The sequence below is a fragment of the Gardnerella leopoldii genome, from assembly GCF_003293675.1.
Classification (GTDB): domain Bacteria; phylum Actinomycetota; class Actinomycetes; order Actinomycetales; family Bifidobacteriaceae; genus Bifidobacterium; species Bifidobacterium leopoldii.
The window spans coordinates 1439253-1466125 of the sequence record NZ_CP029984.1 but is presented as its reverse complement, the minus strand read 5'-3'; the positions used below and the strand labels follow the sequence as shown (position 1 = coordinate 1466125).

Sequence of the window (26873 nt, the reverse complement as noted above, 5' to 3'; positions counted from 1 at the left end):
CAAAATTAACTAGCGATTCATAAATAATAAACCCCTCCTTCCCGAGGGGTTTTTACATATTTAGAACACATATTTAGAACAGACGAAGATCGTTGGACTCGACTCCACGCATTTCATCGTAATCCAATATTAAGCAAGTAAATCCACGATCCTCAGCCAAAACACGGGCTTGTGGACTAATAGTTTGCGCAGCAAAAATACCTCTAACCGGCTTAAGTAACGGATCTCTATTCAGCAACTCACAATAACGCGTAAGTTGCTCAACGCCGTCGATACCGCCATGCCGCTTAATCTCAATAGCGACATGTACACCATCCGCGTCCTGAGCCATAATATCCACTGGGCCGATAGCCGTAGGATATTCACGGCGCACCAACGTGGCACCATCGCCGATTCGTTCAATCTGCTCAGCCAAGTAACGTTGCAAATGATCCTCAACACCATCTTTAACTAAGCCAGGATCCTCACCCAAATCGTAAGTATTATCACTATAAACATGCTCAAGCGAAATCATAAGCAAATCATCGCTTTTAGCAGCAGCAACACGCAAAATACAGCCATCTACAACAATGCCAGCATCGGATTCGCCGCTATCTTCTTTACGTAAAACACGCATAGTACAAGGAGCTACCATCCAATTAAGAGGTTTATACGCACCAAGCTCAGAAAAAATAAGTACGCTGCCATCTGCTTTAATAAGCAACACTCGCTTAGCTAAAGGAAGCGTGGCATTTAACCTACCTGTATACTCTGCACTGCAATCTGCAACAATAATTCGCACACAGCAAGCATAACAGAAATCAAGTAAAGAAGTACCCTACTTCCCCAAAGCTTCAGCTAAATCGCGATTCTGCCAATGCTGATGTAAGGCGCAGTATCCGCCGAACAATACGAGCCACACTAGTCCACCAATTGCAGAAGCTCGTGTATCGTCACTAATAAACAAAGTCACATACACAAAAGCAAAGAACGCTATAGTAATAGAATTCAAAAGCTTATAATGCGGCATAACGAAACCGTCTGGCATAAAATCAGCAGATTCACGGTACTTACGATGCGTAACCATAATCAAAATATAAATCATGATTATCACTGCAGAAGAAGCCGAAGCAAACAAAATAAACGCACCATGAATGCCAGGGATCGAATTAATAATTGGCGAAAGAAGAATCAAAGCAGACGAGAACAAAATCGCGCGAGCAGGAACCTTCGTGCGTGAAACCTTACGCAACTTACCCAAAAGAGGCGAAGGTGACTCAAGCGCAATCTGATACATGTGGCGACCAGCAGAATACAGCAAAGAATTAAGCGCAGAAGAAGCAGCTGTAATAACCACAAAGAACACAAGCGCAGAAGCCCAATGCAATCCTGCGTATTGGAACACCATAATGAATGGTGACATAAATACGCCTTCCGCATTCGTAGCTTTAAACTGTTGCCACGGCACAATAAGCATAATCGCTATAAGAGCGCCAACATAGAAAACTAGTACGCGCACAATAATCTCGTTAATAGCCTTTGGTAAAACCTGACGAGGATTCTTAGTTTCCGAAACAGTCACACCAACAAACTCAATAAGCTGGTACGCATAAAACACCATTTGGAAGCTCATTAAGAAAGAAAGCCATCCGTTTGGCATAAGCGAAAAATTGTTGAAAATATTATCTAATCCAGCGTGACCAGCAGGACTTATTACGCCACCATGCAAAGGAGCTGCAGAGTAATGGTAACCAACTAAAGCCATAACTACGGCTGTAACAATAAGAGCAACAATTAGCGTAATTTTAATCATTGAGAACCAAAACTCAGTTTCCCCAAATAGCTTTACAGCTACCAAATTTATGCACACTAAAGCCGCTAAAAATACTACTTCTATAAGCCATTTCCAATGACTTACGTCAATATCGAAAGTTTGGAAGAATGTGACGCAATACGTACTAACTGCCGTAATTTCGCTCATACCAATAAGTACAAGCACAAACCAATACGACCATCCAGCAAAATTACCCCAACCTCTGCCAAGATAACGCGTAATAAAACTAATAAAAGTATGCTGGTTTGGATCCTTGTACATTAGCTCACCAATACCACGCATCAGCAGGAACATAATCAAGCCCACAATAATGTAAACGAATACAATACTCGGACCTGTTAAGCTAATTGATTTTCCAGAACCAAGGAACAAACCTGTTCCAATTGTGCCGCCAATAGCAATAAATTGCACATGACGCTTGGTAAGACTACGCTCCATTTGGTTTGTATTGCTACTTGCATTTTCTTGCGCAGATACGCTAGAAGATTGATTATGAGAAGATGTGCTATTGTGCGTCTCTGTAGATTCTGTTTGTTTAGAACCTACATTAATGTCACTATTCACAGTCTCACTCATTATTACAACTCCGTTCCTTAATAGCCACGAATTTCTAATTTTATAGGAACCCTTAACTATTCATTACGCATTCTACAATTCGCGCAACTATTCCACACTTTTAAGTGAGCTTACTGGATCTATGCGATCCAAAGCTGGGTTGGTAGCCCATTGCACAATTAACGCAAAAATTAGTGTTGCAACGCCAGCAATGCAATAGCTTAAAGGAGCTACTTCAACTTCAAAATACAAAGACGGCATACGAAGCGCGCTAGTTAACAATCCTGCAATAAGCCTTCCTAATGGCAATCCAACTGCAATGCCGATAACAGTTAAAGTAAGCATTTCTTTATGCACATAGGAATGAACTTCTCTACGATAAAAACCAAGAACTTTCAGCGTAGCCATTTCGCGAGTACGTTCCGAAATATTAGTACTTGCAAGAGTAAAAAGCACAGCTAAAGCTAAGCCAGCAGCCAAAGTTACGATTAAAGCAACAACAGCATTCATAAGATCAAAACTAAAAGCATGCTTCATACGCGTAATATTCATAACAGCAAGCACACCGTCACGTTCAGAAACCTTGTCAGCATATTTAATTTTATTATTATCGCTACCGCGCAAACGCAAAATTAACGCATTATGTTTCAGAAGCTTACTGTTTTCACCATTAAATAAGCGTTCGTAGCAACGTTCAGTCATGTAAATATTAGAACCGATAAGATTACGAACAATAGCTTTAACTTTAACCTTCGCACGTTTAAAACTAGTATTCGTCACATTAATTTCGCTACCACGAGTAATGTCCAGAGATGCAGCAGCGCTTTGAGAAAGCAACGGACCTTCATCCGTAAGTTTAATAGTTTGCAAATTATTGTTCACATCCTGCAAATTTACAAGATGAGACAAAGCTTTTGTGTCTTTTACAACAATCAACTGCACGCTTTCCGCATCCTCAACATGACGACTATTCGACTTATTTGATTGACTTTTAGCTATTTCTCCAGAGCCCACATAAGCCGGAAGTATAGTTTCTACTTTATTGTTTGACTTGTCTTGCTCAACGCTTTTCTTCATATTTTGGAAAGATCCTGGAGCCGAGATAGAAATCATATCGTATCGATAAATTCCCTCGTATTGGCGAATACCCAAGGTCGCAACAGTATCGTTCAAAGCAAGACCGCAAACAATAAGCGCTGTGCAACCAGCAACTCCACCAATAGTCATGCACAATCTGCCTTTAAATCGCGCCAAATTGCGAACGGTAACCTTATTTAAGAAACTCATTCGCTTCCAAATCCAAGGCAACCTTTCAAGAAGAACGCGAGAACCAGCTTTTGGAGCTTTTGGTCTTAACAAAGCTGCAGGAACTTGCTTTGTTTCTCGCCAACTAACAACGATTGTGCATATTGCAACAGGAATCACAAATGCTAGCACACACAAAGAGCCATACAGCCAATCATACTTCAACCTAACGTCTGGCACAGCGTATAAACCACGCAAGATTTTTAGTAAAAGTGAAGGGATTGCAAGAAAACCCATAATATCGCCAATTCCGCCGCCAACAAAACACGCGAATATTGCGAAGAAAGCATGTCTTGTTACTGCAGTAGAACGACCGTATCCCAAACTTAAGTATGTGCCAATAAGCCCTCGCTCTTCTTCAACCATACGAGCCATAGCAGTTAAACTCATCATCATTGCTACAACAAGAAATACTGCTGGGAAAGCGTATCCAAGTGACTGTATTGAAGCAACATCAGAACGCAAACTCGCATAACTATCGTTAGCTATGCGAGTAGATATATGCCATTGAGCTTGAGGAACACGTTTTTGAATCTCTGACTTAATTTGTTTACAAATTTGCTTTTTTGCTTGCTCTTTAACAAAATTTGGAGCGCGCTGAAGCCTGGGATCGTTTGCAATAATATTTTTTAATTCTAAATTAACTTGTTTGTCGATAATTTGATTACGTCGAGCTGTTTCGCGTTTAGATTGCACGCGTTCTTGAATCTGTTCAGACGCATCGTCGACGATGCCACGATAATCTTTAGAAAAAACATTGACACGTTGAGCATCATTCAAACGCACCGATATTGCTGTATACGGCAAGCTAGTCACGTTATCAGGAGCAGCAGAAGTAAATATTGGGTATCTAGACGTCACAGAGTTACGAAATGCTTTAGATTGATAGCCATCAGGATTGTTTAAATCGTTGCTATCTAGCACGCTACCAGTTATGCGTAAACGATAAGTTTTAGACTTTGAATTAGAAGAACCAAGACTTCCAACGCCCGCATTTTGCTGCACGTTGACTACTATCACATTGCCAATGCTCAATCCACTATCGTGTAAAAATCGCTGAGTTACAACAGCTTCACTATTATTTTTAGGCATGTTGCCCTTAAGCAAATGCAAGCGATTAAGATTTTTTTGTGATTCTACATAATGCACGAAATTCATTGCGTATGAAGACTTTGCATCATCTGTTGCGTGCGCTGTTGCTTTCCAAGAACGCTCTGCTTCAACTTCACTCACACTTGGCAACGCGCGTAATGCTGCAACATCGTCTTTAGTTAAACCAAGAGTAGATACGATTTGCAAATCATAAGCATGCAATTTCGCATACATATCGTTAGTAGCGAGAAACATGTCGTTGCATCCTGCATAAATACCAGTCATAACAGCAACGCCAAGCATTGCAATAACCGCAAGAACGCAAAAGCGGCGCCATTCGCGAACCCACATTCTAATTGCGCTAATAAATACTATTGGCAGCAACGAATGCATGCGCTTAACTTCACCACCATTATTGGCATTTTTATTATCAGATTGCTTTGAAACTGCTGCTACTTTCCGCATAACAACCACCTAATCACCACTCAATATCGGCTATAGCCATAGGATGTTCTTGCACAGTTTCGTCTACAACTTTTCCAGAACGGAAACGAACAACTTTGTGAGCCATCGGAGCAATGGCAGCATTATGAGTAATAATCAGCACTGTCATGCCTTCAGTTCGGCAAATATCTTGCAATAATTGCAATACTGCCTTACCTGTTTCATAATCCAAAGCACCAGTAGGCTCGTCACATAGCAATAGTTTAGGTTTTTTAGCAAGAGCGCGCGCAATAGATACGCGTTGCTGCTCACCGCCAGAAAGTTGCGCTGGGAAATTATGAAGCCTTTCTTTCAAGCCAACATCAATAAGCGTTTGAGCAGGGTCAAAATGATCTGCACAAATTTGCGAAGCTAGCTCTACGTTTTCAAGAGCAGTTAAATTTGGAACTAAATTATAAAATTGAAAAACAAAACCAATGTCTTCTCTGCGGTAGCGAACCAAATTACGACCTTTTAGCTTAGTAACATCGCAATCGCCAACAACAACACGACCGCTTGTCGCAGTATCCATACCGCCCAAAATATTTAATGCTGTAGTTTTTCCAGCGCCAGATGCACCTAAGATTACTGTAAGCTCACCGCTTTGTGCAGTAAAACTGGCATCATCTAAAGCTCGCACAGCACCAGAACCTGATGGGTATTCTTTCACTACATGATCAAAAGTTATATATGCCACAATGCACCTTCACAATATGAGAAACTATAAAAATTCAACTTCTCTTTATTTGTATTATCTACCGTTATATTTCGTACTATTTTACTAAATGAGCGCAAAATTCGCTAACTTACTTCAGCGACGACACTCCACATCTTTCCATGCAATATGCATTACCAAGCCAAGTATGACGAGAATTTGGCCAAACAGCACCTAAACGCGGAGCACACTGACTCATCCATATACTTGGCACACGCCCATCTGCGCTTTGCGAACCAAGCAAATTAAATCCATTCTTGCTTTCAAGCCAATCTGGATGCTGTGTTGCAATAGCAAGCCCTTCCTCAAGAGTAAGAGGCAAACGTTCATCAGAATCAATAAGCTTACGAGCGACATCAGGCTCTCGATTCAAATACGATGAGCCAGTATGTGGATCGACGACTATATAGAACGGGCCTTTAGGAAACTCATACCCGTCTTTGGGAAGAAAACTTATGATATCTCGCGGAGGCATAGTGGTGAATCCAGCCATGCGATTAATACTCGTACGAGAAATCAACGATTCAGGCGAAACTAATTCACGCGTAGGAACCAATAAAATATTCGCACCTAAACTACTATTTTCAAGCGCACACAATATAGGATTTGCCAACTTACGAAAAGCATCGGCACTCATATCAGCCACATCTGGATACCCAAGTGCCACTATACGATCGAGTTGCTGCTGTATTTCTTCAGATGCTATTGACATAATTCCAGTTTACGCAAAATCTTACATAATCGCGAGCGCAATATAACCATAATTAGTTTAGGAAATTACGCTTTTTAGCAATAATTTCAGCCAATTGCACAGCATTTAGTGCAGCACCTTTTCGCAAATTATCGTTAGTGATGAAAAGTGCCAATCCCTTATTTCCATCGATCGCTTGGTCTTGCCTAATTCTACCAACATAACTTGCAGACTTTCCTGCCGCTAGCTGAGGAGTAGGAATATCGTTAAGCTCAACTCCTTCAGCCTTGCTTAATACTTCGCGAGCCATGTCTGGAGTTACATCATGCTCAAACTCAGCGTTTACACTCATGCCGTGACCAGTGAAAACACCTACGCGCACACAAGTACATGAGGCTGCAAGATTTGGCAAATGCAAAATCTTACGGCTTTCATTGCGCAATTTTTGTTCTTCGTCAGTTTCTTCAGAACCGTCATCAACTATTGAACCAATAAAAGGCACTACATTAAAAGCAATAGTACGAGCAACTTTTGTAGGTTCAGGGAAATCTATTGCACTACCGTCGAAAACGAGTTTATCTGCTCCTTGGTTTAATGCAGCTTGAGCCTCATTCATGAGTTGCAAAGCACCTGCTCGACCGGCGCCAGAAACAGCTTGATAAGACGAAACTATTAAACGTTTTAATCCAAAAGCATCAGCAAGCGGCTTTAATACAGGCATGCAAGCCATAGTTGTGCAATTTGGATTTGCTACTATTCCTCTTGGAATAGTATCTAAATCTTCAGGGTTTACTTCCGCAACTACCAAAGGCACATCGTTATGCATACGCCATTGCGAAGAATTATCTACTACAATTGCGCCAGCTTCAGCGAATTTCGGAGCCCAAATTTTTGAAGTTCCGCCGCCTGCAGAAAAAATAGCTATGTCAATTCCGTGCAAATCTGCTTTTTCTACATCTTCTACGACTACGTCTTTGCCACGATATTGCAAAACTGTGCCAGCAGAATGAGCGGAAGCCATAAAACGTAAATCTTTTATTGGAAAATCGCGCTCGTCAAGCACTCGACGCATTACCATACCAACTTGGCCAGTTGCGCCGAGCACTGCCACGTTCACGCCTTTTTCGTTGATAATTGTCATCGAGACTCCCCTAAAAGTAAGTACGTATAATTTCTACAGTTTTTACAATTCTACAATTTAGTTAATTTAATAATTTAGTTAATTTAATAATTTAAATTGCTTCAGCGCCCGCTTCCGCCGTACACTACTGCTTCAACTTGGCTTGCGTCCAAACCGTAAGCAGTATGCAAAGCACGAACAGCTTCATCAATTTGTTCAACAGGAACCATGGCAGCAATACGAATTTCCGAAGTAGAAATCATCAAAGTATTTATACCATGTTCACTTAGCGCAGTGAAGAAGGTAGCAGCTAGACCTGAATGTGTTTTCATACCAACGCCAACAACAGCTACTTTTCCTACTACTGGAACGACATCCATAGAAGTAAATTTCAATTCATCATGCGCTTCTTCTAGAACTTTACGGACTGCTTCCATTGACGCTCCTGGAGCAGTAATAGAAATATCTGCTGTACCAGTAGAAGCACTTGCTTGCGCAATCATGTCAATATTTACATTTGCTTTTGCAAGAGTTGTAAATACTTTCGCAGCCATACCAGGAATATCTGGAATACCGCGAACCGTAATCATTGCCTCACTGCGATCATGAGCAACGCCAGAAATAACAGGAGTTTCCGGACCTAAATCAGGAAATAAATCGCCCATAGTCGAAAGAATATCGTGGTTTACCATTGTTACCGCCTTTAAGCTCGAAGATTATTTGACATTATCTATTAATATTTAGTTTTGTATTTTCTAACTCAGATTAGGCAAATCGTTCGGATTAATATTATTTGGAACTATAAGCGTTCCGTTCCTATGCGAGAATGAACTTCTAACATGAAGAGGCATGCCAAAACGCTGAGCGTACTCAACACAACGCAAAGCAAGTACGCGCGAACCGCAAGATGACATTTCAAGCATCGAATCATAATCGATTACAGGAATACGTTTTGCAGTTGGCACAATACGTGGGTCTGCAGTAAATACTCCATCTACATCCGTGTAAATCTCACATATATCAGCACCTAAAGCAACCGCAAGAGCTACAGCTGAAGTATCCGAACCACCTCTACCGAGAGTCGTGTCATCTCCAACTTCGTTAATTCCTTGGAACCCGGCAACAATTGCAACACTGCCTTTGCTAAGAGCTCTTCTGACACGATCAGGCTTAACCGCACGAATATGCGCAGCTCCGAACTGAGTATCTGTCATAAATCCAGCTTGAGAACCAGTAAAAGAATAAGCATGAGATCCTTGAGCATGAATAGCCATTGCAAGCAAACTCATAGAAATTCGTTCGCCTGCTGTCATAAGCATATCCATTTCGCGAGCAGGAGGATTAGTATTTACACTCATTGCTTGATCAATTAAATCGTCAGTTGTATCTCCCATCGCTGAAACTACAACAGCAACATCATTGCCTTCTGCTTTTGTAGAAAGAATGCGTTTGGCAACACGTTGTATGGAATCCGTATCCGCTACAGAAGAACCACCGTATTTCTGTACGATAAGCGCCAATTTTTACCCCTTGCTCATGTCAATATTGATAAACGCACAGGATATGCCGAATAATGGCTTCGATATCAGACTACCAACTATGCCCTATTTATTGATAATAATTTGTGCACATAAAAACAATATTCAAAATTACACAGATTGACGGCCAGAAAATGCACGACCTAAAGTGATCTCATCCGCATACTCTAAATCTCCACCAACAGGCAATCCACTTGCCAAGCGAGTAACTTTAATTCCTAGAGGATCGAGCAATCGAGCCAAATACGTAACAGTCGCTTCACCTTCTATATCAGGATCAAGCGCAAGAATAATTTCTTGAACTTTTGCATCTTTAAGACGTTCAAGTAATTGCGTAATTGCTAAGTCCCCAGGCCCAACATTTGCCATTGGGTTAATTGCACCACCAAGAACATGATAAACACCTGAATACTCATGAGTTCGCTCAATACTCATAATGTCTTTAGGTTCTTCAACTACGCAAATTTTGCTATGATCACGCCGAGGATCTGCGCATACTATGCAAGGACTCTGCTCACATACGTTTCCGCATACATCACAAAAACGCACACTTTCTTTCATGTTATTAATTGCGTCTATTAGCTCTTGAACATCTTTATCCGAGGAAGAAAGTAAGTAAAACGCAATACGCTGAGCGCCTTTAGGTCCAATCCCTGGAAGCTTTGAAAATGCTTCAATTAAGCGACCAATTGCTCCATCATATGACGATGAATTATGCACTGTAAACTACTCCTCTTGCTTTTTCTTAACGCTCATAATCGCATTTTTAGGATTTTTAGGATCAGTGGAAGCAAATTCTTCAACAGATTTAACTTCAAAAATTTGTTTAAGCTCATCAGTGCTTACAGATGTTGCTGATTCTAATGAAGCATCGTCCATTGAACATTCGTCAGCAGTAGCTCCATTCGTAGGAGAAACAGTAGTCTGAATTGATTCAGCAGACAATTCTGAAGTATTAGTTGCATTCTGAACTTGAGACTGTAGTTTAGCTTGATCCAAGACACCAGAAATAGCTTCATCTCGGTTATGAGAATGCGAACTCTTATGTATTGTAATCTCGTCATCATGATTCATAGGCTCATCTTCAATAGAAGAGTCTTTAGAAGAAGACTCTTCAGAAGAAGAGTTTTCTGGCATTGCAATCACATCCGACATAGGCATAGACGACATGTCTGCCCAAACATCATCATCCGCATTCGCAACATCACTTAGCTCATCCGCAGTATTTTCAGAAGCTACTGATGCTGCGGAGCCATCAGCGCCACTAAAACCCGAAGATTCTTTTTTAGTCGGATTTTTATTTATTCCGCTGCTATCAGAATCAGTTTTATTACTAAAACCAGCAGATATACCTGTTTTACGCAATAAAATATCGCGCTTAACTTTTGCAAGCTTCTGCGGATCCATTCGAGCAACAGATTCTACTTGTTCACCATTAGCAGCAACTGGTGCAGGAGCAATCATTACTTGCGTGCCAAATATCTCATGCACTTCATTCATTACTACTTTTGGCACTTTTTGTCCATCATATGGAGAAGTAGTGCATACTGCGAGCGCAAACGCATGTTGACTCATAGGCTCATTAAAAGTCAAAATAAGACGCTGTCGACCTGATTGTGCTGAAGTAAGTTGCACTGTAGGAACATACTCACGAGTTACATACTCACGTACGTCATCAGGCAATTTTGAAACTACTTTATCCCACATTGCATCAGTATCCATGGAATCATTCTTTGAATTAGCATTATGTGCATCGTTCAAAAACACTTTTTTAGATTCCGTTTCTTTTGTGTTTGTAGCAGATTGCGTTTCTGCTTTAGCAATAGGCGATGCTGTAGTTTCAGAAGGTAGTGAAGAATTTGAAGTACTATTATTCTCACTATCTGCAGAAACATATTTCTTATTGCTTGTAGAACCTACGAAATGAGCACCAGAAGATACTTTATTTTGAATATTCTGCTTAGAAGTGGAAATATTTTGTTGTTGCACGTTATTGATGCGCAAATTAGTTGCAACAGTATTTGAAGTTTCGCTGTCTGCAAGCAAACGAGCAACTAAAATTTCCAAATTCATGCGAGGAGAAATTGCACTAGCCATTGCACTTAAAGCATCATTAATTGTTTGAGCCATACGTGCTAAATCATGCAATGTCATGCTTGCAGATTGCTTATTCAATATTTCCAAATCTTCTGGAGAAACATCATTAAGTAAGCTTGAAGCCGCTTTAGGGCCTGCAGATACCATAAGCAACAAATCACGAACTCTACCTAATAAATCTTCTACAAACTTACGAGTATCGTAGCCTCCAACAATAACGCGACGAACTACATCGTATATCGAAGCACCATCATGATTAATAAGATCGTCAATGAATTCGCTAATCAATGAATTAGGCGTAAAACCTAATAAAGCAACCGCAGAATCCAAAGAAATTGAACCATCAACAGCACCCACCATAAGCTGATCGAGCACAGATAACGTATCTCGCATTGATCCCGCACCAGCGCGCATAACAAGGCGAAGAACTCCCGCCTGTGGCAGAATACCTTCCTTTTTGCAAATATCTTCAAGATATGGAGACATTACCTCTGGAGGCACAAGTCTGAAAGGATAATGGTGTGTACGCGAACGAATAGTGCCAATAACTTTATCCGGCTCAGTGGTAGCAAAAATAAACATTACATGTTCAGGCGGCTCTTCTACAATCTTAAGCAAAGCATTAAAACCTTGCTGTGTAACCATATGAGCTTCATCGAGAATGAAAATCTTATAACGGTCACGAGCAGGAGCGAAGCCTGCACGCTCACGCAACTCTCTAGCATCATCGACACCGTTATGGCTTGCAGCATCAATCTCTACAACGTCGATGGAACCGGCACCGCCAGTAGCTAAATCTTTACAGCTTTGGCACTCTCCGCATGGGTGCGAAGTTGGTCCTTTTTCGCAATTAATGCAGCGAGCTAAAATTCGCGCAGAACTTGTTTTACCGCATCCACGTGGTCCAGAAAATAAATATGCATGCGTTATTTTCCCTTGGTCTAATGCTCTAGACAAAGGTATGGTAACCTGATCCTGCCCAATAACACCATCAAACGTGTCAGGGCGATATCTACGATACAGTGCAAGTGCCATGTTTCCTAACCTACCGCGACCTAACTATTTCCCCGATATATCTTAGTTAAGACTATCAGCAGCCGCCACCCGACTGCTGATATTTATATTCGTTTTTGCTACTCACTACTTATTGCAATCTTCTAGTCCTGCTCTAGCAGAAACTTCCACGTTAGAAGCAAATGGAATATTCAGCCCAACAGAAACACGAACAGTTACATCATTACTAGTAGAGTTGCAAGATTTCAAAAAAGCATTGCTTGAAGCAACAGTACGCGCAACAACCTCACACGCATTATCCTCCATCCTTTGCAACGCAGAAGCACCAGATAAAGCAGCAGAAGTTGCAACAGCATAAGCTTGATGTTTAGCTCCGAGAACATTACATAAAATAGCAGAAAGCACTAGTATTGAGCAGACTGCGATCACTAGCATAATGCCAAGCATAGTGCCAGAACCGCAGTCGATGCCCTTACATCGCTTATGAATGAAATTTATTGAATGCTTCACAAAATTCTTGCGCCTACTCATACTAAAACCTGGCTTACATGACTTTCCACTAGAGGCGGCAAAATATGAAGAGGATCAGGAATAAGAGGACATTTAACAACAATATTCGCCATATTATTGCTACGACTTATTTTCACCGACGCTCCTTGACCTGCGACCGACTGCACGATACTTGCGGCAGCTTTATCGTCCTTATGAGTCACAAGATAATACGCAACTTGCGCAGCAGCATCATGACAATTCATAGTACATACAACTGCTCTACCTATGCCAATCAATACAAATAACAGTATTAATGCACAAGGCAAAACAATAGAAAATTCAGCAGTTACCGTCCCTCTGTCATAATCACTAATTTTGCGCAACAACCTTTTGCACACAATAACTTTCCGCATCATAAGCTCATTTCATCCGCTAAAGCATGCCGTTAGCCGATTTTCAATGCTTTTTTAACTAAATCTGTCAACGTTGTGCGAACCGTATCTGATTTCAAAATAGCAACTAGCAGTGCAGCAAAACCAGTGGCAGCAATAATAACTACTGCATATTCAGCTGTTACAGCTCCAGAATCCTTATTTTTAAGACCGTCAGCGTACAATTTTCTTTTTTGACACAAACATGACTCAATATTCACTAATTGTTCATTTACTTGAAGCATAGACACAGAGCATCGTGCAACAAGTTTTTGCATTATCCCAACCATCATCTTGTACCTTTCACTTCAAACTATCCGAAATTTTCGGATAGAAATATTATTACAACTTGTTTTGCGAATGAAAATAAAAAAATTGCATTGTGGATAAAAGCTAATTTATTTTTCTAGAAATTTATTTTTAAAAAGCTAGCGCATAAGTGACATAACTGTTGGCAAAATTCCTATGCATATAAAAGATGGCAAAAAACATAATCCAACAGGAAGCAGCAATCGCACAGACAACCTAGAACTTTCTTGTCTAGCAATATTGGCCATATTTCTCTCATAATGTTGAGCAAGTGCAGACAATACAGGAACTGGAGATGAACCATAACACCATGATTCTTTTAAAGATGTCATTAACCATCTAGCTAATATTTCTGAAGAATCTAAGTTTTTACGATTAGTAAATTTTGATTTATTTTCTAATTCAAAATTATCTTGTCTAGTATAAGTAGAAGACCATGCTTCATGCCACGTATCTCCTGCAAGTAAAGCATTGGAAACAGAGCAAAGCCACATGCCTTGACCGCAAGGAAACACTTGCCCAACAGCACTAAGAGCCCTAGTAATAGCAACACCACTACGAAGTGAAACAATAATCATATGTAAACCAAGAAGAGGATCTACATATGAAACTTTTGAATTACGCCATTCGTATTTAAATAGCATAATTTTACTGTTAAAGCGCATACGATTATCTAATGAATCGCACTCTAATTTCAAACTCACCCATTGCCAAACAATTACAACAAACAATGGAACAATAAACAAAAGCTGCTTTGTGGACTCCATAAATCATCCTTCCAGAGAAGCAGCATCCATTGCATGCTGAGATATTTGCAACATAGAACTAACCCACGCCAAACCCAATCCATAACATATTCCACCTATTGTTAATAAAATCCATCCATTTACTGTTGTAATTAACATCAAAATAGGGTGCCCACCTAGTAATTCACCAGCAAAAAGAGCCAAAATAGGTAGAGCAGTAAGTAATTTTATTGTTGCTTTTGGCATTGCAGCTACGTCAGCACGTAAATCTTCTGCACGCTTCTGAGCATGATATGACGCTGCCGTAGCTTCCACACATTCTGCCATAGCGCAACCAAGAGTATTACTCAATTCATATGAAGCCATAAGACTTTCAGAAACAGTATGCATATGTTTTTCAAGCTGACGACGTTGAGTCTTATTCATATTGCGCTTCTTTGGAAAACAACGTTCATAAAGCCATTTATAAATAATTTTTGTATTAACTGCACTACTGCAAATACATTGTTGAGACTTAGAGTCACTGTGAACAATCATTGCAAAAGTAGAACCAGAACGTAATGCAGCAATCATTCCAGCAAGAACTTCTTCAATATCCATTTTTATGCTCCAAGCAACACAATCGACTACTAATTATTTGAACTGTCAACACATATGCTGGTCATATTTTCGGGAAGATTCCAATAATTTGAAAACTTAACCCATGCAGGCAAAAATTTCATGACAATACTGCCGTCAATTCCACAAGATAATTGCAAAACGGGAACGCCGCACAGCAACGAAGCGCTAGAAGCGTATTGCAAAATACCGAGTTCTTTGATCATTCGACGCCCGTTAGAGGATCTCTCTACATGAATAACAACATCGAATGCTCCAGCAGCTAAAGCACATAAAGCTGCAGGCTCCAACCCAGCCAATAACCCTAATGCCATAAGACGAGCGGGAACTTTTTCTATTTCATCTGCATGAAGAGTTGTCATTCCACCCTTATGCCCGGAAGTAAACACTCTCAACAAATCAGCAATTTCTTCCCCACGACATTCACCAAGAATAATGCGATCCGGACGCATTCTCAATGTTGCTTTTACTAATTGAGATAAGCCAATTTCTCCTACACCTTCTACATTAGCTTCTCGCGCACTTAACGAAACATGATTTTGTGTCAACTCGCCAAGCTCTCTAATTTCTTCAACAGATACAATACGATCTTCGCAATCAGCAGCAGCCAACAAAGCCTTCATAAGTGTGGTTTTCCCAGATCCAGTACTTCCAGTGATCATTATATTTGCTCGCTTTTTAACTAGAACGCTTAGAATACAAGACAATTCTTTTGGAAACATGCCTTGATCACTCAAAGAAACAAGATCATAACGATTAATTGAAGGAAAACGAATTGACAATGCTGCTCCTTGAGATACAAGTGGCGCTAAAACAGCATGTATGCGAATGCCAGAAGTACTTGAAGCATCAGCAATAGGACACGCATCATCCAGTCTTTTGCCTAATTGTGCACAAAGCCATACAGCATATTCTCTTAACAAAGCAGGGTTGTTAAGCGGAACTCGAGTTGCGCGTTCCTTAAGACCTTGTCCACAATCTACCCACACACGACCAGACTCGCTTACAACCATGTCTGTGACTCTTACGTCATTGGCAAATTCCTGCAGAATTCCAAAATCGATATCACGAATATTATTTACGATCATATTTACCTCTTGAGTATTTCGAACGACGATATTGCGAACGACGATATTTAGTTACAGCATTTTTTGTATTTGATATAACATCTCCGATAAGCCAATTATTTATGCGTTTCATGGTTTCCTTCATTGAAGATGGCACATTTCGAATACCGTAGCCCCCTATAATGTCGGTGTACATGCGAGCATCGTGTTGCAAAGAACCAAGAAATGTAGTTGATAGATATTCAGAAGCTTCATCGATACTTAAAACATAAGATTTTTGCGTTAAACCACGAGGAGGCAATCCCACAACAGCAAATTTGTTGAACTTTACGCCAGAATCACACAAAGTATCTAATTTTTGTAGCAACGCTCTAAACCTTGCTAAATCAAGCACAGATAGCTCAACCGCAGCAAGAGTCGCACTGTCAATAAATTGCGGAATATTACGGTAAGACTTCATAGCAGTCTCGCCAGAACCTATATCTACAATAACTACATCAACAGCATCAGCTAGACCTCTAATAGCAGCCTCTAAAACCCAAGGTTCAGGATATTTACCATGCCATGGAGAAAATGCTAAAACATCCACATTATCCCAATGCAATAGCTCATTGCGCAACACATAGCCATCGCATCTACCTAAGGGAGCATCAACTTCTTGCAACCTGCGACCTTCATCTGATTCCAAACCAAGCAGAACGTCTAAACCGCCATGAGTCAAATCAGCATCTACAAGAGCAACACTATGGCCTTGTTCACTTATATAGCGAGAAAGAATAGATAGAGAAGTGCTTAGCCCAATGCCATCTGCAGCAGACATTCCAACCAAAATATTTTTAGGCAATGGATCTAAAGAATCACACGCAATAAGATTATCTTCTTCAGCATTATTAAACATACGAGATTTATGCTTAATAGAAATATCTTGCGAGCGTTCAGTATTTTGAAAACTCTCCACATCTTGAGAACCCTTAGGAAAAAGAGTCATCACAGTATGATCGTCAGCTATACATGGCGCAATTTTTATACCATTAGACACAGATTCGTATATAGATTTATCTGCAACTTGAGGAGGATAAACATAACGTTTAACATCTCTAAATGCGCCTACAGCTTCGCCATTGTTATAATTCTTATCAATCTGCTTAACGCCAATTGATTTATTGTTTACACTCATATTCATACTCATGCGCCTATTGAAACGCATACAGCAATGAGTTTTCAACAATATTCATGCAATGTGGTTAAAAGCTCAGGAAATATTAAGAATAAGCAAATATTGCACAAAAATTATCTATAAAAACATCTATTTTATAGAATTTACAGATGGCAATACTAAATCTTTATTAACTTTCATATAGCGTTCAAGTAACTCACCATAAATTGGCTTAGTTTTTAGAATATCTGAAATAAGCAATGCGATAAATGCAGAAGCTGCAACTGGGAGCGTATGAATCATAGTTCCAGACATTTCAACAGTAAGCAAAATCGAAGTGAGTGGAGCTTTTACAGATGCAGACAACGTACCAGCCATAACGCAAACTGCAAACACAGATACAAATTTTGCATCAATGCCAAATGCTGAAACGCTAGTAATCCAGCGCGCAGCAACACCACCTGCGAGCGCACCTACTGCAAGAATAGGCATAAAAATACCGCCAGGAGCACCACAGCCAAAACTTGTAGAAGTAAACAACATTTTTGCCACAAATAGCAAACAAAGCATTGCAAGACTTGCTTTTCCATATTCAGAAAGTCGCACTAAATTAGATCCGCCACCAAGAACTTCAGGCAGGAACAAGCCAACTGGTATTGCAATTAAGCAAGCAATAGCAACAGGCATCCACTTTGGCAAATATCCGTATAATGTTTGCAAACCAAGTAACGAACGATTCATTATCGAGCCTACAAAACCTGCAAAAATACCAAGAGGAATAATCCAAATATGCAAGTTCATCGGCAAATCTGGAATCTGACCAAAATCAAGAACTGGACGCAATCCGAAACAAGTTTGCGAAACAAAATCAGCACATAAAGCAGCTGCAGCAGCTCCTATAAGAACAATTGAAGTTAAGCCGTGCTGAATCTCCTCCATAGCAAACATAACTCCAGAAAGTGGCGCAGAAAACGCAGCAGATAAGCCGGCTGCAGCTCCAGCAGTTACCACATAATGCTCTTTAATATCGTCACGCCTACCTTTACGGAAAATTCGAGACAACATCTGAGCACCACATGCACCTATTTGAATAGATGGACCTTCACGTCCAAGAGACAATCCAAATAAAGAACCAAGTAAACCGCCAACAAAACGCACTGGCAGAATCGTGTGCCATCGCATATTCAAACCGCGATTAACATACCCCACGACTTGAGGAATACCACTTCCAGAAGCCATACTTTCTTTACGACTCATCCAGCCAATAATTAGACCTGCAATTACAGCAAAAATTAAACATGGCAAAATCCACCATGCGTTATGCCGGATTTGTAAATACATCCAACGCGCAAAATCCGTACCGTATTCAATACCAAGCCTGTAAGAAGCTACTAATGAACCAGAAACAGCGCCGACAAATATCCCAGCTAATATTACTTTCCAACGAAGCTGGCAAAAAGTTTTTGATATTTGCTTTAACTTATTGCTTAAAAAGCTCAATGCATTCTTAAACTTCACTACAACTCGATTCTGCGCACAACACTTAACTTCTAAATACTAAATTACGTGCAGTAACAATATTTGCGAAACAATATACCCAACAGAAGCAGCAAAGAATGGAACAATAAGTTCTGCAAAAAGCAAGAACACTCCATCTTTTATGCGCTTTCTTTGAATAAGATCCACACCTTCAAAAATTGCAGTAGAAAACGTGGAAAATCCACCCAAAAATCCCAAAATCATCAAATAAGCAAAACGTACTCCACATATTGCAGCTGCAACCATGAAAACATTAGACACAACACCTATAGCAAATGAAGCAACGCAATTGATAAATAGCGTTGCAACTGGAACTTCGCTTTTATGAGCAGCTGAAATTTTTTTAGTCATTGCGCATCTTAAAACAGCACCTAAACCGCCAAAAAAGCAAGGCAAAATAAACATAATAAAAACGTATAAAGAATTCATCACTTCATCACCTTAGTATTAGCTTCTGCAACAGATCGACTTTGCTTTTTATTCATGCAATTCGCAATTCCTGCTCCAACCCAATTACCAACAAAAGCCATAAAAACGCCAAAAAGCAGCGAAAAAAGCATGCCCAAAACAACAAGCGTCATGCGTGGAGCCATGAAAGACATTGCACTTTCAAACGCGAAAGTAGACATAGTCGACAATCCGCCACAAAAGCCTGTTCCTAGCGCATATTTATACAAAGTTTGCTTTTCTTGCGTTAAAGCTTTAACAGATATTGCAGTAACAAGAGCAAAAATAAAGCATGCAATCATATTTGACAAAAAAGTCCCTAAAGTAAGCTGGCCAAATATAAATGATTGTCCGTCTACTTGGTGAATCGTGTGCGCATAAGAAGAAATTACTGCGCGCACGAAAGCTCCACATGTACCACCAATAAAAACTAAAAAGTATAATCGACAATTATTTTTTTTATTTTTTCCGCTTATTTTACTCATTTTCACTCTTTTTGAAATTATCGTCATAAACCAAAACGACACTCCCAATCGAGAAGTGCCGTTTTGCTAAGTTGATCATAAAATAATAAACAATTTCAGTCAGTTAGTGAGTGAACACTAATGATATGATCACGCTGCGGACCAGTTCCAATAGCAGAAATACGGCAATGAGAAAGCTCTTCCAAACGCTTTACATAACTTTGCGTATTTTGAGGCAAATCTTCAAACTTATGGATTTGAGAAATATCCTCATTCCAGCCTGGAAGCATCTCGTATACTGGTTTCGCAGAAGCAAATAGTGATTGATCTACAGGCATTTCTTCCATACGCTGAACTGTTCCATCAGACAAAGCCACATCATAAGCCACGCAAACTGGGATTTCCTTCAAACCAGTCAAAACGTCAAGCTTAGTAAGAACAATATCCGTCAAACCATTTACGCGAGTTGCATAACGGCTTACTACAGAATCAAACCATCCACAACGACGAGGACGACCAGTTGTAACACCATATTCATGGCCTTGCTCACGCAACCAGTCACCCTGCTCATCCAAAAGTTCAGTTGGGAATGGACCTTCACCAACACGAGTAATATACGCTTTCGCTACTCCAATTACGCGCGTAATACGAGTAGGACCAACACCAGTACCCGTGCAAGCGCCACCAGCAGTAGGGTTTGAAGAAGTTACAAACGGATAAGTGCCATGATCGACGTCAAGCATTGTGGCTTGTCCACCTTCAAACAGCACAGTTTTGCCTTCATCCATTGCTTCATTCAATACTAATGAAGTATCAGCAACATATTTCTTCAAGCGTTTGCCAAGCTCCACAAGTTGAGCGGTAACTGCATCAATATCAATAGGATGTTGATTATAAAGTTTTACAAGCATTTGATTCTTTTGATGCAAACTTGCTTCAACTTTGTCGCGCAAGTGATCAGCATTAAATAAATCATGCACTCGAATACCAACACGATTAATTTTATCCGCGTAAGTAGGTCCAATACCACGACCAGTCGTGCCGATCTTGTGTTTACCAAGGAAACGCTCAGTTACTTTATCAATAACTCGATGATACGGAGTAATAACATGCGCGGCTTCGCTCACAAGCAAGCGCGAGCAATCTACACCGCGAGATTCCAAAGCGTCAATTTCTTCAAGCAATACCTCTGGGTCAACAACAACACCATTACCAATTACAGGCGTAACATTAGGGCTGATAATTCCGCTTGGAAGTAAATGTAATGCATAAGATTTATCGCCAACAACAACAGTGTGTCCGGCATTATTACCGCCATTAAAACGTGCGACAATATCAACCTTTGAACCAATTAAATCTGTTGCTTTGCCTTTACCTTCGTCACCCCATTGAGCTCCAATAAGCACAATACCAGGCATGCCGCACCTCCATTTTTGAGCTAACGCTGCTCAAATAAGCACAATTCTTACCTGTTAAGACTATCTCTATGCCACTACCGAATAAGAAAAAGAAATATATAAAATTAAAAAATTTACTATTTCAGTGCTTTACCAGCAGAACCTAACTGCACACAAGCTTCTACTACACGCTGAGCCATGGCTTTTTCGGCTTCACGACCCCAAGATCGAGGATCATATAACTTCTTTTCGCCAACTTCTCCGTCTATTTTAAGAACAGAGTCATAATTACTGAACATGTGACCAGCAATTGCACGAGTAAAAGCATATTGAGTGTCAGTATCTATATTCATTTTAATTACGCCGTAGCGCACAGCTTCAGCAATTTCTTGAGCAGTAGAACCAGATCCGCCATGAAATACCAGCAGGAACGGCTTTTTAGAAGCGCCAAAGGTGCGAGTATCACAAATATTTTGATAGTTCTGATATACAGTTTTTTGGATTTCTTGCAATAATTTAGGATGCAGTTTTACAACGCCAGGCTTATAGGCTCCATGAACGTTGCCAAAAGTAAACGCTGCCATATACCTGCCACGTTCACCCAAGCCAAGCTTATCTACAACACGCAAAGCATCTTCAGGCGTAGAATACAATCTCTCGTCAATATCAGCACGATGCCCGTCTTCTTCTCCGCCAACAGCACCAATCTCAATTTCAAGAATTGTGCGAGATTTTTGCGAAGCGTCAAGCAACTGTTCTGCAACGTCTAGATTATGTTGCAAAGGCACTGTTGAACCATCCCACATATGCGACTGGAATAACGGCTCTTCGCCTTTTTTGACTTGTTCTGTTTCATAAGAAATTAGTGGTTTAATCCAACCATCTAAATATTGCTCAGCACAATGATCTGTATGAAGCGCAATAGTAATATTAGGGTATTGAGCTGCCACTTCGTGCGCAAACTTTGCAAATGCTATTGAACCAACAACACGATTATTGAGAGATTGACCTGAAAAATAAGCAGAACCACCGACAGAAACTTGAATAATGCCATCAGATTCAGCTTGAGCGAACCCCTGCAAAGCTGCATTAAGAGTTTGCGTACTAGTAACATTGATAGCAGGGTATGCGTAGCCACCTCGACTTGCAGCATCAAGCATATGCGCATAACGTTCAACAGTTGCAATAGTCATACTTGTATTATCCGCCTTTATTACTCAGATAGCTATGCATATGCACAAAAACATTACATACTGGTATGCGAAAATCTATCTTCAAAATCTACAAACTGATTGTGATTCTATAGTTCAGCTCAATTAAAATAACAGAAACATCTAATCTCAAAACTGCATTTGCTGATGACGTTTTTTAGCCTCAGTAACAACAAACTCGTGATATTTCAACGCAATCGAAGAATCTAATCCGGCATTTTCCGCAATATTTAGCAAACTTTCTATTTGCTGCTGCTCTCTTTTAGAATCCTCAGGAGCAAATCCAGCTTCAGCCTTCAACTCACCAATTCGTTTCGTAGTTTTAAACCGCTCAGCAAGCAGCGCAATTATTGCATTATCAAAATTATCAACAGATTGACGCAACACAATAATCTCTTCGGCAGCAACTTTGCAACATGTCGTAAGAGATGTATCGCGCGCGTCAACCGTTGTTTCAGAAAAATCACACATATTAAAGGCGTTTAATCGAAATATGTTTGCAGAACCATAGTTGTTTCTGTACTGACAGGGACTATGCGATGAATGGTATTAATAAGTTCTTCCAATTTGCTTGGCGTAGCAACACGCACTACCAGCATAAAACTTGGACTACCAGTAATCGAATAGCAAGCTTCAATACCAGAAATATCACGCAATTTGTTAGGTATTGTAGCTTCCTGCCCAAAATCAAGTGGCGTAACAGACACAAATGCACTTACAGGTAAACCACGACGCTCATAGTCAATTAAGGCGCGATAACCGGTAATAACACCTTTACGCTCAAGCTTTTGCACTCGAGATTGAACCGCAGAAACAGACAAACCCGAAGCCTTAGCCAAACGAGTTAACGTCGCTCGACCATCATGTTCGAGAATATCAACAATGATTGCATCAGTTGAATCCATAGCTATACTAGTTTCAGCTTTATGAGGATTTCCAGCCATACGTCCTCCATTCTCCAGTCGACGCTGAATTGAGAATCTAAAACGAATCTATGTAGCGCCACATTGCAGTCTCTTTTATGGTACAGTATTTTTTACAGAAAAAGAACAAATTTATTCAAAAAATAATAAAAAATACAAATTATTATGTTAAAAATAATTTTTTCTTTTAACATCAGCCGTAATAGTGTTGTACAATTCGCATAATAAGCGTATAAACGAAACCTATAACCTTTAAAGATTATTCTTATAAAATCAAAACCAACAATCAAAAAGGAGCACAGCATGGCAAAAGTAGCGAAACATGCAATTTCAATACCTCGTTCAGGTATTAGAGATGTATTTGACCGTGTAGAACAAATACCAGACGCTATTTCACTATGCCTAGGAGAACCAGGCGAAACTGCTTCCTCACACATTGTTGAAGCCGCGTGCAACTCATTACGAGAGGGAAAAACAAAATACACAGACGTTTTAGGCATACCAGAATTCCGCGAGGCAGCTGCAAATTATACGAATAGAGTAAAAGGTTTAAACTACAACGCAGACACAGAAATTCAAGCCGTTGACGGCGCTACTATTGGATTATATTTAGCTATTAAATCAGTAATAGATCCGGGAGATGAGGTTATTATTCCATCTCCATACTTCACATCATACGATGCAGAAGTGCTAATGTGCGAAGGAATTCCAGTAACTGTAGCCCTTAAGCCAGAACATGGAATGCATATTAATGCAGAAGAAATACGCAAAGCTATATCACCACGCACTAAAGCCATCATTATCAATTCTCCATGCAACCCAACCGGTGCAGTAACAACCGCAGAAGAACTCGAAAAAATTGCAAAATTATGCCAAGAATTTGATCTTTGGGTAATTTCTGACGAAGTCTACCATCCATTCGTATTCGCAAGCAATCCAGAAACTGAACCTTGCGGAAATGCTGTAGCACCATCTATTGCAGCAGCTGAAGGAATGCACGAACGAACCATTATTGTAGAAAGTTTATCGAAAACTTACGCAATGACAGGCTGGAGAATTGGATATATTCTTGCACCAAGTCAAGTTATTGAGCAAACCAGCAAAATTGCAGAAATGATGCATTCTTCTGTAAATTCTACCGCACAATATGGCGGCGTAGCTGCATTAACAGGTCCACAAGATCACGTGCGTGAAATGAGAGAAGAATATCGCGCAAAACGTCAGCTTGTTATAGACGGATTGGCAAATTGCAATGCATTGCGTCTTATAGAGCCTCAAGGTGCATTCTACGTTTTTGTTGACGTTCGACCAACTGGTTTAAGTTCAGAAGAATTTAGCAAAAAACTTTTAGATGAAGAAAAAGTTGCTGTTGTACCAGGAGAAGCCTTTGGCGCAGAAGGAAGCGGATTCGTGCGACTATCTTACGCTGGAAGAGCAGAAGAACTTAAAGAAGGCGTAGCGCGCATAAGCAAATTTGCACTTGCGCAACAAGCTTTACATGCTGCATAAAATATTAGTTATTAATAAATATAAATATAAATATAAATATAAATATAAATAAAATTATTGCCCCTTGGTAGATAATCCAAAGGGCAATAATTTTAATTCCTTACGAAATAAGAACTACGCAATAGTCGTAGAAGAAGAATTATTCGTAGCAGTGCCAGTTTGTTGAGTTATAGCAGCTAAGAAATCACGGTTTGAAGCAGTTTTCTTCAATCGAGGAATCAAAGTCTGATACGCTTGCTCTGCCTCAAGACCACCAAAGAGACGGCGCAAACGATAAATAACTGGCAAATCTGCAGCTGGAGTAATTAACTCTTCGCGACGAGTTCCAGAAGCATTAATATCTACCGCTGGGAAGAGACGCTTATCAGCCAAATCTCTACTCAAGCGCAATTCCATATTTCCAGTGCCCTTAAACTCTTCGAAGATTACTTCATCCATCTTAGAGCCGGTTTCAACCAATGCAGAAGAAATAATCGTCAAAGAACCGCCGTCTTCAATATTTCGAGCAGCACCGAAGAACTTCTTTGGTGGGTACAACGCTTGAGCATCAACACCACCGGAAAGAATACGACCAGAAGCAGGAGCTGCAATATTGTAAGCTCTAGCCAAACGAGTCATAGAATCAAGCAAAACCACAACATCCTGGCCAAGCTCAACCAAACGCTTAGCGCGCTCAATAGCAAGCTCAGCAACAGTAGTGTGATCTGTTGCAGGACGATCGAATGTAGAAGAAATCACTTCGCCTTGCACAGTACGTTCCATGTCGGTAACTTCTTCTGGGCGCTCATCTACAAGCACAACCATAAGATGCACTTCAGGATTATTTGTAGTAATTGCATTTGCAATATTCTGAAGAGTAATGGTTTTACCAGCCTTTGGTGGCGACACAATCAAACCGCGCTGGCCTTTACCAATTGGGGCAACTAAATCAATAACACGTCCCAACATGCGATTCGGAGTAGTTTCTTGCTTCAAACGCTCCTGCGGATATAACGGCGTCAACTTAGCAAATTGCGGGCGGGACTGAGCTTCTTCAACGCTCATTCCATTAATGCTATCGATTGTTTGCAAAGGAACAAACTTTTGACGCTGATTTCGACGATCGCCTTCGCGAGGAGCACGAATGGAGCCTTGAACTGCATCACCCTTGCGTAAGCCATATTTTTTAATTTGGCTCATTGAAACATAAACATCGTTAGGACCAGGCAAATAACCAGAAGTGCGCACGAATGCGTAAGATTCTAAGACATCAACAATTCCAGCTACTGGCACGAGCTCTTCCTGAGGCTCTTCACGACGAGGCTCACGTAAATCATGCTCTTCGCGAGCATCGCGCGCATCACGTGCATCGCGATCAAGACGAACATTGCGATCGTTGCGATCTTGACGTTCTCCACGCTCAGCACGACGTTCATCACGATCTTCACGTTCTACTCGATCCATGCGTTCTGAACGATTCTGCCGATCTGAATAATCTGAACGAGACTCATCGTAATCACGTGCACGACCACGCATACGACGCTGGAAACGATCAGCACGATTTTGCTGTTCTTCTCTATCAAAGTCACGAGAAGCTACACGCTGACGACGCGGTTCACCCTCTGCATGAGAATCTTCACCAGGCAATGTTGCCAAAATTTGATCCAACTCATGCGAGTCCATACCATCTTCTCTACGATCGCGATTATCATCACGATCTTCTGAGGAACGACGACGCTGGAATGTATTATTACGATTCGCATCGCGTCGATAATTTTTATTCCCAAAATCTTCTTCGTCTCTATAGCGACGATCTGAAGTAGCATTGGGAACCAAAACTTCTAATGCTTCTAAATCACTATTGTCTTTCGATGATCCAGCATCTTCTATATCTGTACTAGTATCTGCAGTTTTATTAGGATTTACAACATCACGAGGAACACGAACACTTACACCTGCAGGCGCTTCTCCCCCATTACGAGCAGCCGTCAGTGTAGCCACCAACTCAGGCTTACGCATTGTAGATGTTCCGCGCAAACCCATCTGTTTTGCAAGATCTTTCAATTCTGAAAGCTTCATTTTTTCAAGATTCTGGCCTGTTGCCACAATTTTACCTTTCCTTAACTCACACGGAATAGAGCCCCGGCAAGTCTTTACATGGA

26 protein-coding genes are annotated in these 26873 nt (G+C 40.5%); 1 reads left to right on the top strand and 25 read right to left on the bottom strand.

What is annotated here, in order from left to right; genetic code table 11:
- Positions 1–73: 73 nt before the first annotated feature.
- The 24 genes from nucS to DOD25_RS05795 all read right to left on the bottom strand — a co-directional run bounded on the left by nucS (position 74) and on the right by DOD25_RS05795 (position 23244).
- Positions 74–781 carry an endonuclease NucS gene (nucS, locus tag DOD25_RS05910; RefSeq protein WP_004105764.1) on the bottom strand — a complete coding sequence of 236 codons (708 nt, stop codon included), beginning with the start codon at positions 779–781 and terminating at the stop codon, positions 74–76.
- A 36-nt stretch (positions 782–817) separates the two neighbouring features.
- The gene (locus DOD25_RS05905; RefSeq protein ID WP_100066591.1) at positions 818–2251 is read right to left on the bottom strand and encodes an amino acid permease; all 1434 of its coding nucleotides are present in this window, start codon (positions 2249–2251) and stop codon (positions 818–820) included.
- A 225-nt stretch (positions 2252–2476) separates the two neighbouring features.
- Positions 2477–5158: an ABC transporter permease gene (locus tag DOD25_RS05900; protein ID WP_234025960.1), complete on the bottom strand. Its 2682-nt coding sequence runs from the start codon at positions 5156–5158 to the stop codon at positions 2477–2479.
- Positions 5159–5243: 85 nt separating this feature from the next.
- Positions 5244–5945 carry an ABC transporter ATP-binding protein gene (locus DOD25_RS05895; RefSeq protein ID WP_004105770.1) on the bottom strand — a complete coding sequence of 234 codons (702 nt, stop codon included), beginning with the start codon at positions 5943–5945 and terminating at the stop codon, positions 5244–5246.
- 109 nt (positions 5946–6054) lie between these two features.
- Positions 6055–6675, bottom strand: coding sequence for a DUF5701 family protein (locus tag DOD25_RS05890; RefSeq protein ID WP_004105772.1), 621 nt, complete (start codon positions 6673–6675; stop codon positions 6055–6057).
- Between the two features lie 52 nt (positions 6676–6727).
- Entirely contained in the window at positions 6728–7795 is a 1068-nt protein-coding gene (locus tag DOD25_RS05885; RefSeq protein WP_112928852.1) for an aspartate-semialdehyde dehydrogenase, read from the bottom strand.
- A 101-nt stretch (positions 7796–7896) separates the two neighbouring features.
- The gene (locus DOD25_RS05880) at positions 7897–8466 is read right to left on the bottom strand and encodes an ACT domain-containing protein (RefSeq protein WP_004105778.1); all 570 of its coding nucleotides are present in this window, start codon (positions 8464–8466) and stop codon (positions 7897–7899) included.
- Positions 8467–8529: 63 nt separating this feature from the next.
- Complete coding sequence (locus tag DOD25_RS05875) at positions 8530–9294, bottom strand: aspartate kinase (RefSeq protein WP_112928851.1); 765 nt, start codon at positions 9292–9294, stop codon at positions 8530–8532.
- A gap of 129 nt (positions 9295–9423) precedes the next feature.
- Positions 9424–10032: a recombination mediator RecR gene (gene recR / locus DOD25_RS05870; RefSeq protein WP_004105782.1), complete on the bottom strand. Its 609-nt coding sequence runs from the start codon at positions 10030–10032 to the stop codon at positions 9424–9426.
- Positions 10033–10038: 6 nt separating this feature from the next.
- The gene (locus DOD25_RS05865; protein ID WP_112928850.1) at positions 10039–12444 is read right to left on the bottom strand and encodes a DNA polymerase III subunit gamma and tau; all 2406 of its coding nucleotides are present in this window, start codon (positions 12442–12444) and stop codon (positions 10039–10041) included.
- Positions 12445–12549: 105 nt separating this feature from the next.
- Positions 12550–12954, bottom strand: coding sequence for an Rv3654c family TadE-like protein (locus DOD25_RS05860; RefSeq protein WP_004574187.1), 405 nt, complete (start codon positions 12952–12954; stop codon positions 12550–12552).
- Positions 12951–13331, bottom strand: coding sequence for a TadE/TadG family type IV pilus assembly protein (locus DOD25_RS05855; protein ID WP_032835337.1), 381 nt, complete (start codon positions 13329–13331; stop codon positions 12951–12953). The genes DOD25_RS05860 and DOD25_RS05855 overlap by 4 nt, the downstream gene beginning before the upstream one ends.
- A gap of 29 nt (positions 13332–13360) precedes the next feature.
- A complete protein-coding gene (locus tag DOD25_RS05850; protein ID WP_004574189.1) occupies positions 13361–13636 on the bottom strand; it encodes a DUF4244 domain-containing protein in 276 nt (91 codons plus the stop codon).
- Positions 13637–13774: 138 nt separating this feature from the next.
- Positions 13775–14422, bottom strand: coding sequence for a type II secretion system F family protein (locus tag DOD25_RS05845; protein WP_004574190.1), 648 nt, complete (start codon positions 14420–14422; stop codon positions 13775–13777).
- A gap of 3 nt (positions 14423–14425) precedes the next feature.
- A complete protein-coding gene (locus tag DOD25_RS05840; RefSeq protein ID WP_004574191.1) occupies positions 14426–15001 on the bottom strand; it encodes a type II secretion system F family protein in 576 nt (191 codons plus the stop codon).
- A 29-nt stretch (positions 15002–15030) separates the two neighbouring features.
- Positions 15031–16107, bottom strand: coding sequence for a CpaF family protein (locus DOD25_RS05835; RefSeq protein ID WP_112928849.1), 1077 nt, complete (start codon positions 16105–16107; stop codon positions 15031–15033).
- Complete coding sequence (locus DOD25_RS05830) at positions 16094–17269, bottom strand: ATPase (protein WP_112928848.1); 1176 nt, start codon at positions 17267–17269, stop codon at positions 16094–16096. The genes DOD25_RS05835 and DOD25_RS05830 overlap by 14 nt, the downstream gene beginning before the upstream one ends.
- A 123-nt stretch (positions 17270–17392) precedes the next feature.
- Positions 17393–18760, bottom strand: coding sequence for a ClC family H(+)/Cl(-) exchange transporter (locus tag DOD25_RS05825; RefSeq protein WP_004574194.1), 1368 nt, complete (start codon positions 18758–18760; stop codon positions 17393–17395).
- A gap of 39 nt (positions 18761–18799) precedes the next feature.
- The gene (locus DOD25_RS05820; RefSeq protein ID WP_004574195.1) at positions 18800–19210 is read right to left on the bottom strand and encodes a fluoride efflux transporter FluC; all 411 of its coding nucleotides are present in this window, start codon (positions 19208–19210) and stop codon (positions 18800–18802) included.
- A complete protein-coding gene (locus DOD25_RS05815) occupies positions 19210–19713 on the bottom strand; it encodes a fluoride efflux transporter FluC (RefSeq protein ID WP_004574196.1) in 504 nt (167 codons plus the stop codon). The genes DOD25_RS05820 and DOD25_RS05815 overlap by 1 nt, the downstream gene beginning before the upstream one ends.
- A 95-nt stretch (positions 19714–19808) precedes the next feature.
- Positions 19809–21110 (bottom strand): adenylosuccinate synthase, encoded by a 1302-nt coding sequence (locus DOD25_RS05810; RefSeq protein ID WP_012913739.1) that lies wholly within the window; start codon positions 21108–21110, stop codon positions 19809–19811.
- A 116-nt stretch (positions 21111–21226) separates the two neighbouring features.
- A complete protein-coding gene (gene fbaA / locus DOD25_RS05805; protein WP_101892179.1) occupies positions 21227–22282 on the bottom strand; it encodes a class II fructose-bisphosphate aldolase in 1056 nt (351 codons plus the stop codon).
- Positions 22283–22429: 147 nt separating this feature from the next.
- Positions 22430–22771, bottom strand: coding sequence for a chorismate mutase (locus DOD25_RS05800; protein WP_004574199.1), 342 nt, complete (start codon positions 22769–22771; stop codon positions 22430–22432).
- 11 nt (positions 22772–22782) lie between these two features.
- A complete protein-coding gene (locus DOD25_RS05795; protein ID WP_004105907.1) occupies positions 22783–23244 on the bottom strand; it encodes an Lrp/AsnC family transcriptional regulator in 462 nt (153 codons plus the stop codon).
- A 282-nt stretch (positions 23245–23526) separates the two neighbouring features.
- Between DOD25_RS05795 and DOD25_RS05790 the strand changes: the two genes are divergently transcribed.
- Positions 23527–24732, top strand: coding sequence for a pyridoxal phosphate-dependent aminotransferase (locus tag DOD25_RS05790; protein WP_064340313.1), 1206 nt, complete (start codon positions 23527–23529; stop codon positions 24730–24732).
- Positions 24733–24846: 114 nt separating this feature from the next.
- On the opposite strand, the gene rho is transcribed toward DOD25_RS05790, so the two are convergent.
- Positions 24847–26817 (bottom strand): transcription termination factor Rho, encoded by a 1971-nt coding sequence (gene rho / locus DOD25_RS05785; protein ID WP_162720544.1) that lies wholly within the window; start codon positions 26815–26817, stop codon positions 24847–24849.
- Positions 26818–26873 lie beyond the last annotated feature (56 nt).

What these genes read in the sequence shown, in the direction of transcription:
- DOD25_RS05905 (WP_100066591.1), bottom strand. Translation starts at nt 2,251, where the DNA reads ATGGAGCGTAGTCTTACCAAGCGTCATGTGCAATTTATTGCTATTGGC.
- DOD25_RS05900 (WP_234025960.1), bottom strand. Translation starts at nt 5,158, where the DNA reads ATGCATTCGTTGCTGCCAATAGTATTTATTAGCGCAATTAGAATGTGG.
- DOD25_RS05890 (WP_004105772.1), bottom strand. Translation starts at nt 6,675, where the DNA reads ATGTCAATAGCATCTGAAGAAATACAGCAGCAACTCGATCGTATAGTG.
- DOD25_RS05885 (WP_112928852.1), bottom strand. Translation starts at nt 7,795, where the DNA reads ATGACAATTATCAACGAAAAAGGCGTGAACGTGGCAGTGCTCGGCGCA.
- DOD25_RS05880 (WP_004105778.1), bottom strand. Translation starts at nt 8,466, where the DNA reads ATGGTAAACCACGATATTCTTTCGACTATGGGCGATTTATTTCCTGAT.
- DOD25_RS05865 (WP_112928850.1), bottom strand. Translation starts at nt 12,444, where the DNA reads ATGGCACTTGCACTGTATCGTAGATATCGCCCTGACACGTTTGATGGT.
- DOD25_RS05860 (WP_004574187.1), bottom strand. Translation starts at nt 12,954, where the DNA reads ATGAGTAGGCGCAAGAATTTTGTGAAGCATTCAATAAATTTCATTCAT.
- DOD25_RS05855 (WP_032835337.1), bottom strand. Translation starts at nt 13,331, where the DNA reads ATGATGCGGAAAGTTATTGTGTGCAAAAGGTTGTTGCGCAAAATTAGT.
- DOD25_RS05850 (WP_004574189.1), bottom strand. Translation starts at nt 13,636, where the DNA reads ATGGTTGGGATAATGCAAAAACTTGTTGCACGATGCTCTGTGTCTATG.
- DOD25_RS05845 (WP_004574190.1), bottom strand. Translation starts at nt 14,422, where the DNA reads ATGGAGTCCACAAAGCAGCTTTTGTTTATTGTTCCATTGTTTGTTGTA.
- DOD25_RS05840 (WP_004574191.1), bottom strand. Translation starts at nt 15,001, where the DNA reads ATGGATATTGAAGAAGTTCTTGCTGGAATGATTGCTGCATTACGTTCT.
- DOD25_RS05835 (WP_112928849.1), bottom strand. Translation starts at nt 16,107, where the DNA reads ATGATCGTAAATAATATTCGTGATATCGATTTTGGAATTCTGCAGGAA.
- DOD25_RS05830 (WP_112928848.1), bottom strand. Translation starts at nt 17,269, where the DNA reads ATGAATATGAGTGTAAACAATAAATCAATTGGCGTTAAGCAGATTGAT.
- DOD25_RS05820 (WP_004574195.1), bottom strand. Translation starts at nt 19,210, where the DNA reads ATGAATTCTTTATACGTTTTTATTATGTTTATTTTGCCTTGCTTTTTT.
- DOD25_RS05815 (WP_004574196.1), bottom strand. Translation starts at nt 19,713, where the DNA reads ATGAGTAAAATAAGCGGAAAAAATAAAAAAAATAATTGTCGATTATAC.
- DOD25_RS05810 (WP_012913739.1), bottom strand. Translation starts at nt 21,110, where the DNA reads ATGCCTGGTATTGTGCTTATTGGAGCTCAATGGGGTGACGAAGGTAAA.
- fbaA (WP_101892179.1), bottom strand. Translation starts at nt 22,282, where the DNA reads ATGACTATTGCAACTGTTGAACGTTATGCGCATATGCTTGATGCTGCA.
- DOD25_RS05800 (WP_004574199.1), bottom strand. Translation starts at nt 22,771, where the DNA reads ATGTGTGATTTTTCTGAAACAACGGTTGACGCGCGCGATACATCTCTT.
- DOD25_RS05795 (WP_004105907.1), bottom strand. Translation starts at nt 23,244, where the DNA reads ATGGCTGGAAATCCTCATAAAGCTGAAACTAGTATAGCTATGGATTCA.
- DOD25_RS05790 (WP_064340313.1), top strand. Translation starts at nt 23,527, where the DNA reads ATGGCAAAAGTAGCGAAACATGCAATTTCAATACCTCGTTCAGGTATT.